A 14,740-nucleotide genomic window follows, 5' to 3' on the forward strand; every position below is an offset into this window, starting at 1 on the left:
GAGTCACGCGTGCAGCAGGCGGGGGTGCGAAAACGTCGGTAGGGCGTGCGGATCGCAGGGAAGATCGTCGTCTCGGCGCTGGCGTTGGTGGTGTTCACCGGCACGGCGTACGGATACACGACGCTGAGCTCGCTCGATGACGTCACGCGCAGCAGCGTGATCGACGCGGGCAAGGAACCCGCCCCGGGTGAGCAGCCGGCCGACGGCTCGCTCGACATCCTGCTCGTCGGCCGCGACTCGCGGACCGACCAGCAGGGCAACCCGCTGCCGCCGGACGTGCTGCGCGAACTCCGGGCCGGACCCAACGGCGACGACCTCACCGACACGCTGATCGTGCTGCGTATCCCGAACGGGCAGCAGGCCGTGAAGGCGTTCTCGATCCCGCGCGACACCTACGTGTCGATGCCGGGCGGGAAGGGCAAGATCAACGCCGCGTACGGCCGCGCGAAGGCCGTGGAGGCACAGAAGCTGCGTGCTGCCGGGGAGACGGACCAGGACAAGATCGAGCAGGAGTCGTTGACGGCCGCGCGCCGCGGCACGCGCCAGGCCGTCGAAGACCTCACCGGCGCGACGATCGACCACTTCGCCGAGGTCAACCTGCTGAGCTTCTACGAGATCAGCAGGGCCGTCGGCGGGGTCGAGGTGTGCCTGAAAGCGCCGTCGGTCGATCGCGACTCCGGCGCCAACTTCCCGGCGGGGCCGCAAAAGATCTCCGGCGCCGCGGCGCTCGCCTTCGTGCGCGAGCGCAAACCCCTGCCCCACGGCGACATCGACCGCGTCCGGCGGCAGCAGGTGTTCCTCGCTTCGCTGGCGCACCAGGTGCTCTCGGCCGGCACGCTGAGCAACCCGGGCACGATCGGCGACCTCATCGACGCGGTGAAGAAGTCCGTGGTGCTCGACGATTCGTGGAACCTGCTGGATTTCGCGGGCCGGCTGCGCGGCATCTCCGGCGGCGGCATCCAGTTCGCGACGATCCCGATCGTGAACCCCGACTACCGCTACAGCAAGAGCGATCCGCGAGCGACGGCGGTGCAGGTGGATCCCGCGCAGGTCAAGGCGTTCGCCGCGGGGCTCATCGGTGCCGCGCCGGCCCCGTCGGCAGGCCCGGTCGTCGACGTTTCCAACGCGGGCGACTCGGCGGGCCTGGCCTCGCGCGTTGCGGAGGTGTTGAAGGACAAGGGGTTTGCGTCGGGCAAGACCGGCAACACGACGCCACGCCGGACCTCACTGGTGCGTTACGGTCCGGCGCTGGCCACCCAGGGCGCGGCGGTGGCGAAGCTCCTGGGGGGTCTCGCCACCGCCGAATCCGCCGACGTGCCGCCCGGCCACATCGAAGTCGTCCTCGGCGAGGTCTACGCCGGCCCCGGTACGAGCACCGGTGGCGGCGGCGCGGCGCCCGCGGGGGACCCGCCGATCACCTCGGCGGGCCAGAACTGCGTCGACTGATCCGGTGGCGGGCCGGGAGCCCGGTCCTGGTTGACTGGACCGATGCGATCACGGCCCCGCGCGCTACTCGCCATTGCGGTGTTCGGGGTGCTCACGGTGACGCTGTGTCCGGGGCACCTGGCGCCGCCCGAGAACGTGAACCTGGTGCCGTTCGCGGGGATCGTCGACGAGGCCGTCAACGTCAGCGCGCCGATCGGGGTGCTCAACAACGCCGGCAACGTGCTGCTCTTCGTGCCGCTCGGCTTCCTCGCCGCTTTCGCCACGCGACGGCGCGCCGCGATCGTCCCCGTGCTCGCCGGGTTCTCGGCCGCCATCGAAGCGGCCCAGTACTTCGTGGGGCGCAGCGCGGACGTCGACGACGTGCTGCTCAACACCCTCGGCGCGGCGCTCGGCGTCGCGCTCACCGCGGTGGTCCGGTCACGCGCTCGCAAGACCAGCGCGTGACCGGACCCCGGCATCACGAGTGGTGGTGCGGCTCCAGCCGGACCACGACCGCCTTGGACACGGGCGTGTTGGACTTCTCGGCGACCGAGTCCAGCGGCACCAGCGCGTTGGCCTCGGGGAAGTAGGCCGCCGCGCAGCCCTTCGCCGTCGGGTAGGCCACGGCGCGGAAGGCGGGCGCGCGGCGGTCGCCGTCGCGCCACTCCGACACCAGGTCGACGATCTCGCCGTCCGCGACGCCGAGGTCAGCCAGGTCGTCCGGGTGCACGAACACCACGCGGCGGCCGTCCTCGATGCCGCGGTAGCGGTCGGACAGGCCGTAGATGGTGGTGTTGTACTGGTCGTGGCTGCGCAGCGTCTGCAGCAGCAGCCGCCCCTGCGGGACCTCCGGGTACTCGAGCTCCGACACGGTGAACGTGCCTTTGCCCGTGGCCGTCCCGGTGAACTCGCGCGAGTCGCGCGGGGCGTGGGGGAGGGTGAAGCCGTCGGGCTCGCGCACGCGGCGGTTGTAGTCCTCGCAGCCCGGCACGACGGCCGCGATGCGGTCGCGCACCAGGTCGTAGTTCTTCTCGAACGAGCGCCACGGCACCGCGTGCCCGGCGCCCAGCAGCCGTTCGCCGAGCCGGCAGACGATCGCGACCTCGGAGAGCAGGTGTTCCGACGCCGGCGCCAGCCGCCCGCGCGAGGCGTGCACCTGCGACATCGAGTCCTCGACGGTCACGAACTGCGGTCCAGACTCCTGCGTGTCGCGCTCGGTGCGCCCGAGCGTCGGCAGGATCAGCGCAGTGCGGCCGTGGACCACGTGCGAGCGGTTGAGCTTGGTCGACACGTGCACGGTCAGCGAGCACGAGCTGAGCGCCTTCGCCGTGAGGTCGGAGTCCGGCGTGGCCGACGCGAAGTTGCCGCCCATCGCGAAGAAGACCTTGCCGCGCCCGTCGCGCATCGCGCGGATCGAGTCGACGGTGTCCCAGCCGTGCTCGCGCGGCACGGTGATGCCGAACTCGCGGTCGAGCGCGTCCATGAACGATTCGGGCATCTTCTCCCACACGCCCATCGTGCGGTCGCCCTGCACGTTGGAGTGCCCGCGCACCGGGCACAGCCCCGCGCCGGGCTTGCCGATCATGCCGCGCGCGAGCGCCAGGTTCGCGATCTCGGCGATCGTGGGCACCGCGTGCTTGTGCTGCGTGAGCCCCATGGCCCAGCAGTAGATGGTGCGCTCGGACGTCGCGATCATGCGCGCGACGTGCTCGATCTGCGCGCGCTGCAGGCCCGTCGCCTGCTCCGTCTCGGCCCAGTCGAGCTCGAGCAGGTTCTTCGCCCAGTCCTCGAACCCGTAGGTCGAGGACTTCACGAAGTCCCCGTCGACGATCGTGCCGGGCGCCTCGTCCTCCCACTGCAGCAGCAGGTGGCCGACGGCCTGGAACAGCGCGAGGTCACCGCCGAGGCGGATCTGCGCGAACTCGTCGGCGAGCGGGGTGCCCTCGCCGACGACGCCGCGCACGTTCTGCGGGTTCTTGAACCGCATGAGCCCGGCCTCGGGCAGCGGGTTCACGGCGATGACCTTCGCGCCGTTGCCCTTCGCCGTTTCCAGCGCCGAGAGCATGCGCGGGTGGTTCGTACCGGGGTTCTGCCCGACGACCACGATGAGATCGGCGTGGTGGAGGTCCGCGAGCGACACCGAGCCCTTGCCGATGCCCGTGCTCGTGGCCAGCGCCGAGCCCGAGGACTCGTGGCACATGTTCGAGCAGTCCGGCAGGTTGTTCGTACCGAAGGAGCGCACCAGGAGCTGGTAGAGGAACGCGGCCTCGTTGCTGGTGCGCCCGGAGGTGTAGAACACGGCCTCGTGCGGACTCGCGAGCCCGTTCAGCTCGTCGGCGACCAGGCCGAACGCGTCGTCCCACGAGATCGGCTCGTAGTGCGTCGCGCCTTCGCGCAGCACGAACGGTTCGGTGACGCGGCCCTGCTGACCCAGCCAGTAATCCGTTTTGTCCCGCAGGTCCGCGATCGCGTGGGTGGCGAAGAACTCGCGGTCGACGCGGCGGCGCGTGGCCTCTTCGGCGACGGCCTTTGCGCCGTTCTCGCAGAACTCCGCGAGCTTGCGCTTCTCGCCGTCCTCCTGGCGCGGTTCAGGCCACGCGCAACCGGGGCAGTCGAAGCCGGTGCGCTGGTTGAGCAGGCGCAGGGTGCGCGCCGTGCGCGTCACGCCCATCTGTTCCACGCCTCGCGTGAGCGAAACCATCACACCGGGGATGCCGGCTGCCCAGCTCTTCGGCTTGCCCACCTTGAGGTCGGCTTCGTCCACGTCGGCTTTCGGCGCTTCACGGGTCATGTGTTCATCGTCCGCCCCGATGATCGACAGACCAACACCGGGTAGCGCATTTCACGTCGACAGTCAGGCCTGACGAGCCCGTTCGCGCCGTTCGGCGAGCTTCAGGCCGCGGTCCGCGATGGTCACGACCAGCAGCAACGCGCTGATCACCACGAGCACGGTGCCCAGCCGGTGCAGACCGCCGGAATCGGCGTGGACGCCGTAGCACTGGGCGATCACCGTCGACGCGACGATCGCGCCGAGGTACTGCGCCGTGCGGAACAGGCCGCTCGCGGTGCCCATCGTCTCGGCGGGCGACTCGCGGTAGAGCGTGGTCTGGTTCGCGACGCTGGTCAGGCCCTGTGCGAGCCCGAAGAGCGCGACGAGCACGAGCAGGAAACCGAGCCACGTCGTGTCGCCGACGAACAGCAGCGCGACCGAGCCGCCGAGCAGCGCGACGGCGACCGTCACCAGCCGCGCGCGCACGCCCGTCGGGCGTCCCGACAGGGCCGCCGCGCACATGGCCACGGCCGACATCGGCAGGAGCAGCAGACCCGAGACCGACTCGCCGAAGCCGCGGCCCTCCTGGAGCCACTGGACGTAGCCGAACATGATCGCGTAGATCGCCGTGAAGCTCAGGGCCTGGCGCAGGTAGGTGCGCAGGATCGGGGTGTTGGCCGCGAGCATCCGCAGGTCGATGAACGGCACCTGCGCGCGCAACTCGACCCGCACGAACAGCGCGCCGATCGCGACCGCCGCCACCAGCAGCCACAGGTCGCCGATGCCCGGCGCCATCAAGTAGAAGAGGAGCACCAGCAGCGCGAGCGAGAATAGTGCGATGCCGCGGACGTCGATCGGCTTCGGCTTGGTTGCGTCGCGGGTGGGCGCGTCCTTCGGCACCCAGAAGATCGCCAGCAGCAGCGACGCGCCGGCCAGCGGGATGTTGACCGCGAAGATCGCGGGCCAGCCGAAGAGCGTGATCAGCACGCCGCCCAGCGTCGGGCCGATCACCATGATCGTCTGCGACGACAGGGACAGCAGCGACAGCACGCGGGCCGGCACGCCCTCGCCCAGCGCGTCGGCCCGCCTGCGCAGCACCGCCATCGCCGCGGGGAAGCCGGCACACGTGCCGATGCCGAGCACGGCGCGGACGCCGGTGAGCCAGCCGACCGAAAGCGGAACCATGCCGGCGACCCCGGCGACGATCACCACGGACGCGCCGGCGAGCAGCACGCGCCGGGCGCCGTAGCGGTCGACGAGCAGGCCGACCACCGGCTGGCCGACAGCGGTGGCGAGGTAGAGGGCGGAGATGAGCCAGGCCGTGCGGCCGGGCCCGGCGCCGAAGCTCTGCCCGATCGGCACGAGCGCGACGGCGATGAGGGTGGAGTTGATGGGGTTCAGCACCGCGCTCGCCACCAGCGGGGTGACGAGTTTGGCACCGAACTTCGCCGGTGCCTTTCGGGGCGTTGCGGTGGTCGTCACGACTCCTCTTCAGTGTTGGGCTATGCGTTGCAGCAAGGGCAGGGCGGCGCGGACCGTTTCGAGCTCCTCGGCGCTGAGTTCGGCGGCCAGTGCGTGGGCCAGCCACTCGTCGCGGTGCTGCCGGATCCCGCGCACGGTCTTCGTGCCGAGGTCCGTCAGGGCGATCACGGTCCGGCGCCCGTCGGCGGGATCGCGCGTGCGGCTCAGGAAGCCGAGCGCGTCGAGCGCCGACAGGGTCGCGGCCATCGACTGCTGCCGCACGCGCTCCGCGGCGGCGAGCTCCCCCTGTGTCGCCGGCCCTTCGCGGTGCAGGCGGTGCAGGACCGCGGACTGCGACGGCGTGAGGCTTTCGGCGTTGTCCACCTGCCGCAGGCGCCGGTGGAGTTGCGCGACGACGCCGCGGATCCAGCCGGCTGATTCGGCGACGTGCGGGGGTACGGTGGCCATATGGACAGCCTAGGCTGTTTAGTCTGACCTGTGCATGTCCTTTGGGGCGACGTTGGACACAGAGGGCGACGCGGGTCTCGGCGCCCGCGCAGAGACTCGGGTGGTCGCGAGCCGAGGGCCACCGGAAGCGGTACCGCCCTTTTCCGACTGGCAACGACGCGGTTCAGCTCTTTCTTTTCGAATCGTTTTTCGTGCAATTGCCGCTTGTTGACACCCCCTGATCCGGGCAGGACGATGAGTTCGCGCTGCTGCACCACGGCACCATTTCCTTGAGTCGGTAGACATTCGCGCCAGTTCCGCACAATGGCGTGGTGGGAGGCGCCGATGCCTGCATGGACCCGGACTCGCAGCCGCAGCCGGGCGGACGCGAGGGCCGCCGCGGAGACCGGACGCGGACCTGGATACGCGCTGGTCGCAGGCTGGTCGGGGATCCTCTTCGCGGCGCTGTTCACCGCCGCTCTGGTCCTGGTGCACCGGGCGCCGGGGCTGACCGTGCCGGACACCCAGTATGCGAATTTCTACGCCGACGGCGGTTCCGGTGCATTGGTGACCGCCGGTCTGTACATCGTGCCGTTCGCCGGCATCGTGTTCCTGTGGCACATGATGGCCGCGCGGGAATTCATCGCCAGCCTGCCCGGCGCGCAGGGCAGGGAAATGCCCCGGGCTCTGCAGCTGGCCTCCGGAGTGGCGTTCATCATCCTGCTGTTCTCGGGGATGGCGATGACCGGGGCGATCGCACTGTTGACGCAGTTCTCGGCGGCGCCGCTGCCGCCGGTGTATGTGGCGCGGGCACTGAGTGCGGCGGGGTACGGGCTGGTGTTCGTCTTCGGGGCCCGGGTCGCCGGCATGTACATGATCACCACAACGACGTTGCTCAACTCCGCGGGCGTGCTGGCGCGCCCGCTGGCGTGGTTCGGCTACCTCTGTGCCGCCGCGGTGCTGTTGAGCTGGACCTTCCACCCGGCCTTCGCACTGATCTTCCCCGGCTGGGTCTTCGTCGTCAGCGTCGTGGCGGTGGTTCGGACCCACCAGGCCAAGGCGCGCGCCGCGCAGCCGAGCCTGGCCGGCGCCGTGACGCCGCCGGCCGAAGGGCACCTCTCCAAGGAGTGACGCATGACCACCAGGATTCCCATCGACGAAATCCCCGGCCCGCGCACGCTGCCCTTCGTCGGCAACGCCTTCGACATCGACGCCCACCACCCGTTCGAAAGCATGATGGGGATGGCCAGGGAGTACGGCCCGATCTTCCGGCTGACCACGCCCGGGGGCGTGCGGCTGATCGTGTCCGGCGCCTCGCTGGTCGAAGAGATCTGCGACGACGCGCGCTTCGACAAGGTGGTCAGCGGCGGCCTCGCGAACGTGCGGCAGACGGCCACCTCCACCGGCTTGTTCACGGCCGAGACGGCCGATCCGCTGTGGCATCGCGCACACAACATCCTGATGAAGCCCTTCAGCTTGCAGTCCATGCGCGACTACGTGCCGATGATGCTGGACATCGCGAGCCAGCTGGCCGACAAGTGGGAGCGGCTGAACCCGGACGAGGACGTCGACGTGCCGGCCGACATGACGCGGCTCACGCTGGACACCATCGCGCTGTGCGGGTTCGGCTACCGGTTCAACTCCTTCTACCGCGACACCCAGCACCCGTTCGTCGCCGCGATGATCCGCACGCTCACCGAATCGCAGGCCCGGGCCCGCAGGCTGCCCATCCAGACCCGGCTGCGGATCCGCGCGCAGCGGCAGCTGGAGGAGGACCAAGCGTTCATGAACGACCTGGTGGACAAGCTCATCGCGGACCGCCGCGCGGAGGGCGACGCCGGCAAGAAGGACGATCTGCTCGGCCAGATGATCAACGGTGTCGACAAGCCGACCGGCGAGCGGCTGCCCGACGACAACATCCGGGCCCAGTGCATCACGTTCCTCATCGCCGGCCACGAGACCACCAGCGGCCTGCTGTCGTTCGCGATCTACTACCTGCTCAAGAACCCCGACCTCCTGGCCCGCGCCCGCGCCGAGGTCGACGAGGTGTTCGGCACCAGCGCCGAGCCCACCTACGAGCAGATCCACAAGCTGACCTACGTCCGGCAGGTGCTCGGCGAGGCACTGCGGCTGTGGCCGACCGCGCCCGGGTTCACCCGCACGCCGTTCGAGGAGACCGTGATCGGCGACCGGTACTTGATCGAGCACGGCCTCCCGCTGACCGTGCTCACGCCGATGCTGCACCGCGACCCCAGCGTGTGGGGCGACGACGCCGAGGAGTTCGACCCCGAGCACATGGCCCCCGAACGGGTCGCGGCCCTCTCGCCCAACGTCTACAAGCCCTTCGGCACCGGGCAGCGGGCCTGCATCGGCCGGCAGTTCGCCATGCAGGAGGCCGTGCTCGTGCTTGGCATGCTCGTGCAGCGCTTCGACTTCATCGACCACCTGAACTACCAGCTCAAGACCAAGACGACGCTGACCATCAAGCCCGACGAGATGCACATCCGGGTGCGGCCGCGCCCCGGGTTCCGGCTGGACCGGCCTGGCGGCGTCCCCGAGCCGGCCAAGGCCGTCTCGGCGGCGCCCGCCCCGCGCGCGGCGCTCGCGCCCGACGCGCACAAGACCCCGCTGCTGGTCGCCTACGGGTCGAATCTCGGGACCGCGGAAGGAATCGCGACGCGGCTCGCCCGAGAAGGGACCGAGCGCGGCTTCGCTGTCACGCTGAGCGCGCTCGACGACATCACGGACGTGCTGCCGTCGGCGGGCGCGGCCGTGATCGTCACGTCGTCCTACAACGGCACGCCGCCGGACAACGCCGGCAAGTTCTGCGCCTGGCTCCGCGGATCCGGCACGGCGAAGGACGCCGCCGCCGGGTTGTCCTACACCGTCTTCGGCTGCGGCAACACCGAGTGGGCCGCCACCTACCAAGCGGTGCCGAAGCTGATCGACACCGAGCTCGCCGCGCACGGTGCCGCCCGGCTGCACCCCCGGGGCGAGGGCAACGCGAACGGCGACTTCGACGCCCAGTACCGCAGCTGGCACAACGGGCTGTGGGCCGACGTGGCCGCGAACGCCGGCCTGCCCGAGAGCGCTGCCGAGCCGGCCACGGCCGGCCCCCGGCTGTCGATCTCGCTGGTGAACCGCCAGCTGACCAACCCCGTGATCATGTCCTACCAGGCGCAGCCGGCATTGGTGCGGGTCAACCGCGAGCTGCACGCGCCCAACGGCGGGCGGTCCACGAAACACATCGAGGTCGCGCTGCCCGAGGGCGTCGACTTCCGGGCCGGGGACCACCTCGGGGTGCTGCCGCGCAACAACATCGACCTGATCCGCCGGGTGATGCAGCGCTTCACCCTCGACGGCGGCATGTACGCGACGATCATCCCGAACGCCGGCGAGCACACCCACCTTCCGATCGACGAGCCCGCGCCGTTGCTCGGCATCCTCGCCAGCTGCGTCGAGTTGCAGGACGTGGCCACCCGCGCCGGCATCGAGGTGCTCGCCCGTTACACCGAGGACCCGGCCCAGCGCGCCGCGCTCGAAGCGCTGGCCGGGGACGACGAGACGTCGCAGGCCCGGTACCAGGAGCGCGTCTTCACACGTCGCCGGTCGCTGCTGGACCTGCTGGAGGAGTTCCCCGCCTGCGCGGTGCCCTTCGGGGTCTACCTCGACCTGCTGCCCCCGCTGCGCCCGCGCTACTACTCGATCTCGTCTTCGCCGCTGACCGACGCGAAGGTCGCCAGCATCACCACGGGCGTGCTGCGCGCCTCCCTGCGCGGCGGCGGTGGCGCCACGTTCTCGGGTGTCTGCTCCAACTACCTGGCGGCCAGTCCCGACGGCAGCACGGTGTTCGTCTTCGTGCGCCGCCCGACCATCGAGTTCCGGCCGCCGGACAACCCGCACACCCCGATGATCATGGTCGCGGCGGGGACCGGGCTCGCCCCCTTCCGCGGGTTCCTGCAGGAACGGGCGGCGCTGCACGCGCAGGGCGTGCCGATCGCCGAGTCGTTGCTGTTCTTCGGCTGCCGCGACGCGGACCAGGACTTCCTGTACGCCGACGAGCTGCGCGAGTACGACCGCGAAGGGGTCGCCAAGCTGCACGTCGTGTTCTCGCGCGCCCCGGTCGACGGGCGCAAGTACGTCCAGCACGAGATCGCGGCCTCGGCCGACGAGGTGTGGCGGCTGCTGCAGGACGGCGCGACGGTGTTCGTGTGCGGCAACGCGGCCACGATGGCGCCCGGTGTGCGAGCGGCCTTCACCAGGCTCTTCGCCGAGAAGACGGGCGCCGGCGAGGCCGACGCGCAGGCCTGGCTCGCCGGTCTTCGTGCGGAGAACCGGTACGTCGAGGACATCTGGGGCGGCGGCTGAGGGCCCGGGCCGGCCGGCCGTGCACCGCTGGCCGGCCGCGGCGCGACGTCGGTAGGGTCAGGCGGGCGGCGTGCCCGTGATCGTATGGACGGCCAGGCCCAGGACGTACTCGATCGAGAGCTCGTTGACGCCGTGGCCCTGGATCTGGTGGACGATCACGGCTGCGGCCAGGAGCAGGACGAGACCGGTGAGCGCGAGGACGCCCGGCCAGCGGCTGGGGCCGGCCGCGCCGTAGCCGGAGCCGGTCGACACCCGGCGTTCACGCCGCCGGCGCTTCTTCAGCTCCTTCTTCGCGCCCAGCCAGGCGTCGAGTTCGGCGTGCTTCTGCCAGTCCGGGTCGATGAGGTCCGGGTGCGTCTCGATCCGGTCGTCCGGATCTTCCGGCCGCGTCATCCGTGCACCGCCTTTCCCCCTGATGATTCCCGCCGCGGCGGGTTCGTAGACTTGCCCATTGTGACCGAGAACGCTCCGCAGCAGAAAACCGACCTTCCGGGTGCCTGGGACCCGGCCGGCGAAGAAGCACCCCTGTACGACCGCTGGGTAGCGGCCGGGTACTTCACGGCCGACGCCGCGTCGGACAAGCCGCCGTTCTCGATCGTACTGCCGCCGCCGAACGTCACCGGCAGCCTGCACATGGGCCATGCCCTCAACCACACCCTGATGGACGCCATGAGCCGCCGGCGCCGGATGCAGGGTTACGAGGTGCTGTGGCTACCGGGCATGGACCACGCGGGCATCGCGACCCAGAACGTCGTCGAGCGCCAGCTCGCCGGCGAAGGTCTCTCGCGCCACGATCTGGGCCGCGAGAAGTTCGTGGAGCGCGTCTGGGAGTGGAAGGCCGAGTACGGCGGCAAGATCCTCGGCCAGATGAAGCGCCTCGGCGACAGCGTCGACTGGACGCGCGAGCGCTTCACCATGGACGAGAACTTGTCCAAGGCCGTCCACACGGTGTTCAAGAACTTCTACGACGCGGGCCTGATCTACCGCGCCGAGCGCATCATCAACTGGTGCCCGCGCTGCCAGACGGCGCTGTCCGACATCGAGGTCGACCACAGCGACGACGACGGCGAACTCGTGTCGATCCGCTACGGCGAGGGTGACAACTCCATCGTCGTGGCCACGACCCGCGCCGAGACGATGCTGGGTGACACCGGCGTGGCCGTGCACCCGGACGACGAGCGCTACGCGCACCTCGTCGGCACCGAGGTCGAGCTGCCGCTCACCGGCCGCAAGATCCCGATCGTCGCCGACAAGCACGTCGACCCCGAGTTCGGCACCGGTGCGGTGAAGGTGACTCCGGCGCACGACCCGAACGACTTCGAGATCGGCCGCCGCCACGACCTGCCGATGATGACGATCATGAACGAGCGCGCCGAGATCACCGCGCACGGCCCGTTCGAGGGGCTCGACCGGTTCGAAGCCCGCCCGGCGATCGTCGCGGCGTTGCGCGAGCAGGGCCGGATCGTGGCCGAGAAGCGCCCGTACGTGCACGCCGTCGGCCACTGCTCGCGCTGCGACACCGTGGTCGAGCCACGGCTGTCGCTGCAGTGGTGGGTGAAGGTCGAGGAGCTGGCCAAGGCCGCGGGCGACGCGGTGCGCGACGGCCGCACGAAGATCCACCCGGCCGAGCTCGAGAAGCGCTACTTCGACTGGGTCGACAACATGCACGACTGGACGATCTCGCGCCAGCTGTGGTGGGGCCACCGGATCCCGGTCTGGTACGGCCCCGGCGGCGAGGTCGTCTGCGTCGGCCCCGACGAGCAGCCGCCGTCGGGCGAGGGCTGGACGCAGGACCCCGACGTGCTCGACACGTGGTTCTCCTCGGGCCTGTGGCCGATGTCGACGATGGGCTGGCCGGACGACACGGCCGACCTGGCGAAGTTCTACCCGACCAGCGTGCTGTCCACCGGCTACGACATCCTGTTCTTCTGGGTCGTGCGGATGATGATGTTCGGCGTCGAGGAAATGGCCGGCAAGCAGCCGTTCGACCACGTCTACCTGCACGGCCTGATCCGCGACGCGAACGGCAAGAAGATGTCGAAGTCGCGCGGCAACGTGCTTGACCCGCTCGAGTGGATGGACGCCTACGGCGCCGACGCCACCCGCTTCACCCTCGCCCGCGGCGCGAACCCGGGCGCGGACATGGCGCTGGCCGACGAATGGGCCGCGGGCTCGCGCAACTTCTGCACGAAGCTGTGGAACGCCAGCAAGTTCGCGATGATGAACGGCGCCGACGCCTCCGGTGAGCTGCCGGCCGCCGGTGAGCTGACCGAGGCCGACCGCTGGATCCTGGGCAGGCTCTCCGCGCTGGTGTCCGAAGTGGACGGCCTCTTCGAGGACTTCCAGTTCGCCAAGGTCGCGGGCGCGCTCTACCAGTTCACCTGGAACGAGCTGTGCGACTGGTACCTGGAGCTCGCGAAGGTCCAGCTGTACCAGGGCGACGAGGCGGGGGTCGCGTCGACGAGGAAGGTGCTGGGCCACGTGCTCGACGCGGTGCTGCGGCTGCTGCACCCGTTCATCCCGTTCATCACCGAGAAGCTGTGGACCGCGCTGACCGGCGGCGAATCGCTCGTGATCGCCGCGTGGCCCACCGCGCCGGCCGGGTATGCCGACGCGGTGGCCGACGCGCGGATCGCCGACGTGCAGAAGCTCGTCACCGAGATCCGCCGCTTCAGGGCCGACCAGGGGCTCAAGCCGGGCCAGAAGGTCGCCACGCGGCTCGCCGGCGCGGGCTTCGAGACGGTGGCCGGCCACGAGGACGCGATCCGCTCGCTCGTCCGCCTCACCGACGTGACGCCGGAGTTCGCGGCAAGCGCGTCGCTGGAGGTCGCACTGACGGGCGGCGTCGTGACGGTCGAGCTCGACCTGTCGGGCACGGTCGACGTCGCGGCTGAGCGCAAGCGGCTGCAGAAGGACCTGGGCGTGGCCCAGAAGGAGCTCTCGCAGACCGAAGCCAAGCTGGCCAACGAATCCTTCATCGCCAAGGCGCCCGAGCAGGTCATCGAGAAGATCAAGACCCGCCGCGCGACCGCCGCGGCCGACCTCGAGCGGATCGAGGCGCGACTGGCCGCCCTGCCGGCTTCCTGACGGCTCACCGCGAAGGTCCCCTGTGGTCTTGCCGGCCACAGGGGACCTTTCGTCGGTGGCAGTCCCTTCGAGTGGCTCCGCCGGGCGCGCCGAGGCAGTGGGTCGCTCCCGGGAGCCGGCGACGACGCTTGGCCCGGCCTCAGTCGCCCTTCGCAGCGTGGGCCTTCGATCGTCGGCAGCTGCCCAGCGTCACGCCGACGATGACGACTGCTGCGCCGAGCACCTCGAGGAGGTCGAGGTGCTCGCCCGCCAGCAGCACTGCCCAGCCGAGCCCGGCGACCGGGACGATGGTGAGCAGGGTGACCGCGACGCTCGGTTCGAGTCGGCGAAGGCCGAAGTTGTACAACAGGAACGCCGCCACCGAGCACAGCGCCGCGAGGAAGCCGATCCGCACCAGGTTTCCTGCGGACGGCACGCTCCACCGATCGGCTTCGAACAGCGAGAGCAGCACGAAACCGCCCGCGCCCGCCGGCGTCTGGTAGTAGGTGATCACCACGGGCGAGGCGTCCGAGCCGTCCCGCCCGGCGACGAGGTTGTACAGCGCCCAGACGACGCCACCCGCGATGAGGACCAGATCGCCCTGCAGGTGGTGCGCGCCGCCGGTGCCGGTCTGCCCGTGCACGACGAGCCACACCCCGCCCGCGGCCAGTAGCATCCCAGCCAACCGGAGGCCGGAGAACCTGCTGCGGCGGAAGGGAATTTCCAGCACCAGCGTGAGATCGGGTAGAACGCCACGATCAAGGTCGCGTCGGAAGCGGTGGCCCAGCCGACCCCGACGTTCTCCAGCGCGAAGTACGCCGTGATCCCGAGAAGGCCCGCGCAGCCGATGAACAGCCGTTGGCGCGGTGCAGGCAGTCGTTTCTCGCGCCGGCTGTGCACGGTCAGGCCCAGCAGCACCGCGGCGACGACGAAACGCAGGGCGCCGACCGTCATCGGCGGGATCTCGGCGAGCGTCACCTTCGTGACGGCGAACGAGCTGCTCCAGATCAGCGCGGCGGCCAGGACGGCTGCCACCGAAAGACCGCGACCACGCCGCTCGGGACTGCTTTCCGAGGTTGTCGGGCCGGGCTCGGTCGGGTTGGCAACGGACAAGAAGGCTCTCCAGAGATTTCCACAAGCACGGTCGAAGGTTCGGTTCACCGTAGATATCGACGGAACGAACGCGGCCAGTGTCGAGCTAAA

The 14,740-nt window shown here is 70.4% G+C and carries 10 protein-coding genes and 1 pseudogene; 5 read left to right on the forward strand and 6 right to left on the reverse strand.

Features of this window, described 5'->3' with window-relative positions; genetic code table 11:
• Nucleotides 1–45 precede the first annotated feature (45 nt).
• Nucleotides 46–1,446: an LCP family protein gene (locus tag I6J71_RS10825; protein ID WP_204094595.1), complete on the forward strand. Its 1,401-nt coding sequence runs from the start codon at nucleotides 46–48 to the stop codon at nucleotides 1,444–1,446.
• Nucleotides 1,447–1,488: 42 nt separating this feature from the next.
• Entirely contained in the window at nucleotides 1,489–1,890 is a 402-nt protein-coding gene (locus I6J71_RS10830) for a VanZ family protein (RefSeq protein ID WP_204094596.1), read from the forward strand.
• Nucleotides 1,891–1,903: 13 nt separating this feature from the next.
• Here I6J71_RS10830 and I6J71_RS10835 read toward each other — a convergent pair whose 3' ends face one another.
• From I6J71_RS10835 to I6J71_RS10845, 3 genes are all read right to left on the reverse strand, one after another.
• Complete coding sequence (locus I6J71_RS10835) at nucleotides 1,904–4,216, reverse strand: FdhF/YdeP family oxidoreductase (RefSeq protein WP_204094597.1); 2,313 nt, start codon at nucleotides 4,214–4,216, stop codon at nucleotides 1,904–1,906.
• 63 nt (nucleotides 4,217–4,279) lie between these two features.
• Nucleotides 4,280–5,611, reverse strand: coding sequence for an MFS transporter (locus I6J71_RS10840; RefSeq protein ID WP_204096980.1), 1,332 nt, complete (start codon nucleotides 5,609–5,611; stop codon nucleotides 4,280–4,282).
• 75 nt (nucleotides 5,612–5,686) lie between these two features.
• Nucleotides 5,687–6,124: a MarR family winged helix-turn-helix transcriptional regulator gene (locus I6J71_RS10845; protein WP_204094598.1), complete on the reverse strand. Its 438-nt coding sequence runs from the start codon at nucleotides 6,122–6,124 to the stop codon at nucleotides 5,687–5,689.
• A gap of 324 nt (nucleotides 6,125–6,448) precedes the next feature.
• Here I6J71_RS10845 and I6J71_RS10850 point away from each other — a divergent pair, with 324 nt between their 5' ends.
• Both I6J71_RS10850 and I6J71_RS10855 read left to right on the forward strand, forming a co-directional pair.
• On the forward strand, nucleotides 6,449–7,234 hold the full coding sequence (locus tag I6J71_RS10850; RefSeq protein ID WP_204094599.1) for a hypothetical protein: 786 nt from the start codon (nucleotides 6,449–6,451) through the stop codon (nucleotides 7,232–7,234).
• A 3-nt stretch (nucleotides 7,235–7,237) separates the two neighbouring features.
• Entirely contained in the window at nucleotides 7,238–10,471 is a 3,234-nt protein-coding gene (locus I6J71_RS10855; RefSeq protein WP_204094600.1) for a bifunctional cytochrome P450/NADPH--P450 reductase, read from the forward strand.
• 57 nt (nucleotides 10,472–10,528) lie between these two features.
• Here I6J71_RS10855 and I6J71_RS10860 read toward each other — a convergent pair whose 3' ends face one another.
• Nucleotides 10,529–10,864 carry a hypothetical protein gene (locus I6J71_RS10860; RefSeq protein WP_204094601.1) on the reverse strand — a complete coding sequence of 112 codons (336 nt, stop codon included), beginning with the start codon at nucleotides 10,862–10,864 and terminating at the stop codon, nucleotides 10,529–10,531.
• Nucleotides 10,865–10,924: 60 nt separating this feature from the next.
• On the opposite strand from I6J71_RS10860, the gene I6J71_RS10865 reads away from it, so the two are divergent.
• Nucleotides 10,925–13,558: a valine--tRNA ligase gene (locus tag I6J71_RS10865; RefSeq protein WP_204094602.1), complete on the forward strand. Its 2,634-nt coding sequence runs from the start codon at nucleotides 10,925–10,927 to the stop codon at nucleotides 13,556–13,558.
• A gap of 139 nt (nucleotides 13,559–13,697) precedes the next feature.
• Here the strand turns inward: I6J71_RS10865 and I6J71_RS10870 are convergent, their stop codons facing one another.
• A complete protein-coding gene (locus tag I6J71_RS10870; protein WP_239154640.1) occupies nucleotides 13,698–14,213 on the reverse strand; it encodes a DMT family transporter in 516 nt (171 codons plus the stop codon).
• A 122-nt stretch (nucleotides 14,214–14,335) separates the two neighbouring features.
• A pseudogene (locus tag I6J71_RS50495) lies at nucleotides 14,336–14,698 on the reverse strand (EamA family transporter); the annotation flags it as partial.
• Nucleotides 14,699–14,740 lie beyond the last annotated feature (42 nt).

This window comes from Amycolatopsis sp. FDAARGOS 1241, assembly GCF_016889705.1.
In the GTDB taxonomy this organism is placed as follows: domain Bacteria; phylum Actinomycetota; class Actinomycetes; order Mycobacteriales; family Pseudonocardiaceae; genus Amycolatopsis.

Excerpts from the sequence above, each read along its gene's own strand:
- I6J71_RS10830 (WP_204094596.1), top strand. The coding sequence starts at position 1,489 with ATGCGATCACGGCCCCGCGCGCTACTCGCCATTGCGGTGTTCGGGGTG.
- I6J71_RS10835 (WP_204094597.1), bottom strand. The coding sequence starts at position 4,216 with ATGACCCGTGAAGCGCCGAAAGCCGACGTGGACGAAGCCGACCTCAAG.
- I6J71_RS10845 (WP_204094598.1), bottom strand. The coding sequence starts at position 6,124 with ATGGCCACCGTACCCCCGCACGTCGCCGAATCAGCCGGCTGGATCCGC.
- I6J71_RS10850 (WP_204094599.1), top strand. The coding sequence starts at position 6,449 with ATGCCTGCATGGACCCGGACTCGCAGCCGCAGCCGGGCGGACGCGAGG.
- I6J71_RS10855 (WP_204094600.1), top strand. The coding sequence starts at position 7,238 with ATGACCACCAGGATTCCCATCGACGAAATCCCCGGCCCGCGCACGCTG.
- I6J71_RS10860 (WP_204094601.1), bottom strand. The coding sequence starts at position 10,864 with ATGACGCGGCCGGAAGATCCGGACGACCGGATCGAGACGCACCCGGAC.
- I6J71_RS10870 (WP_239154640.1), bottom strand. The coding sequence starts at position 14,213 with ATGCTACTGGCCGCGGGCGGGGTGTGGCTCGTCGTGCACGGGCAGACC.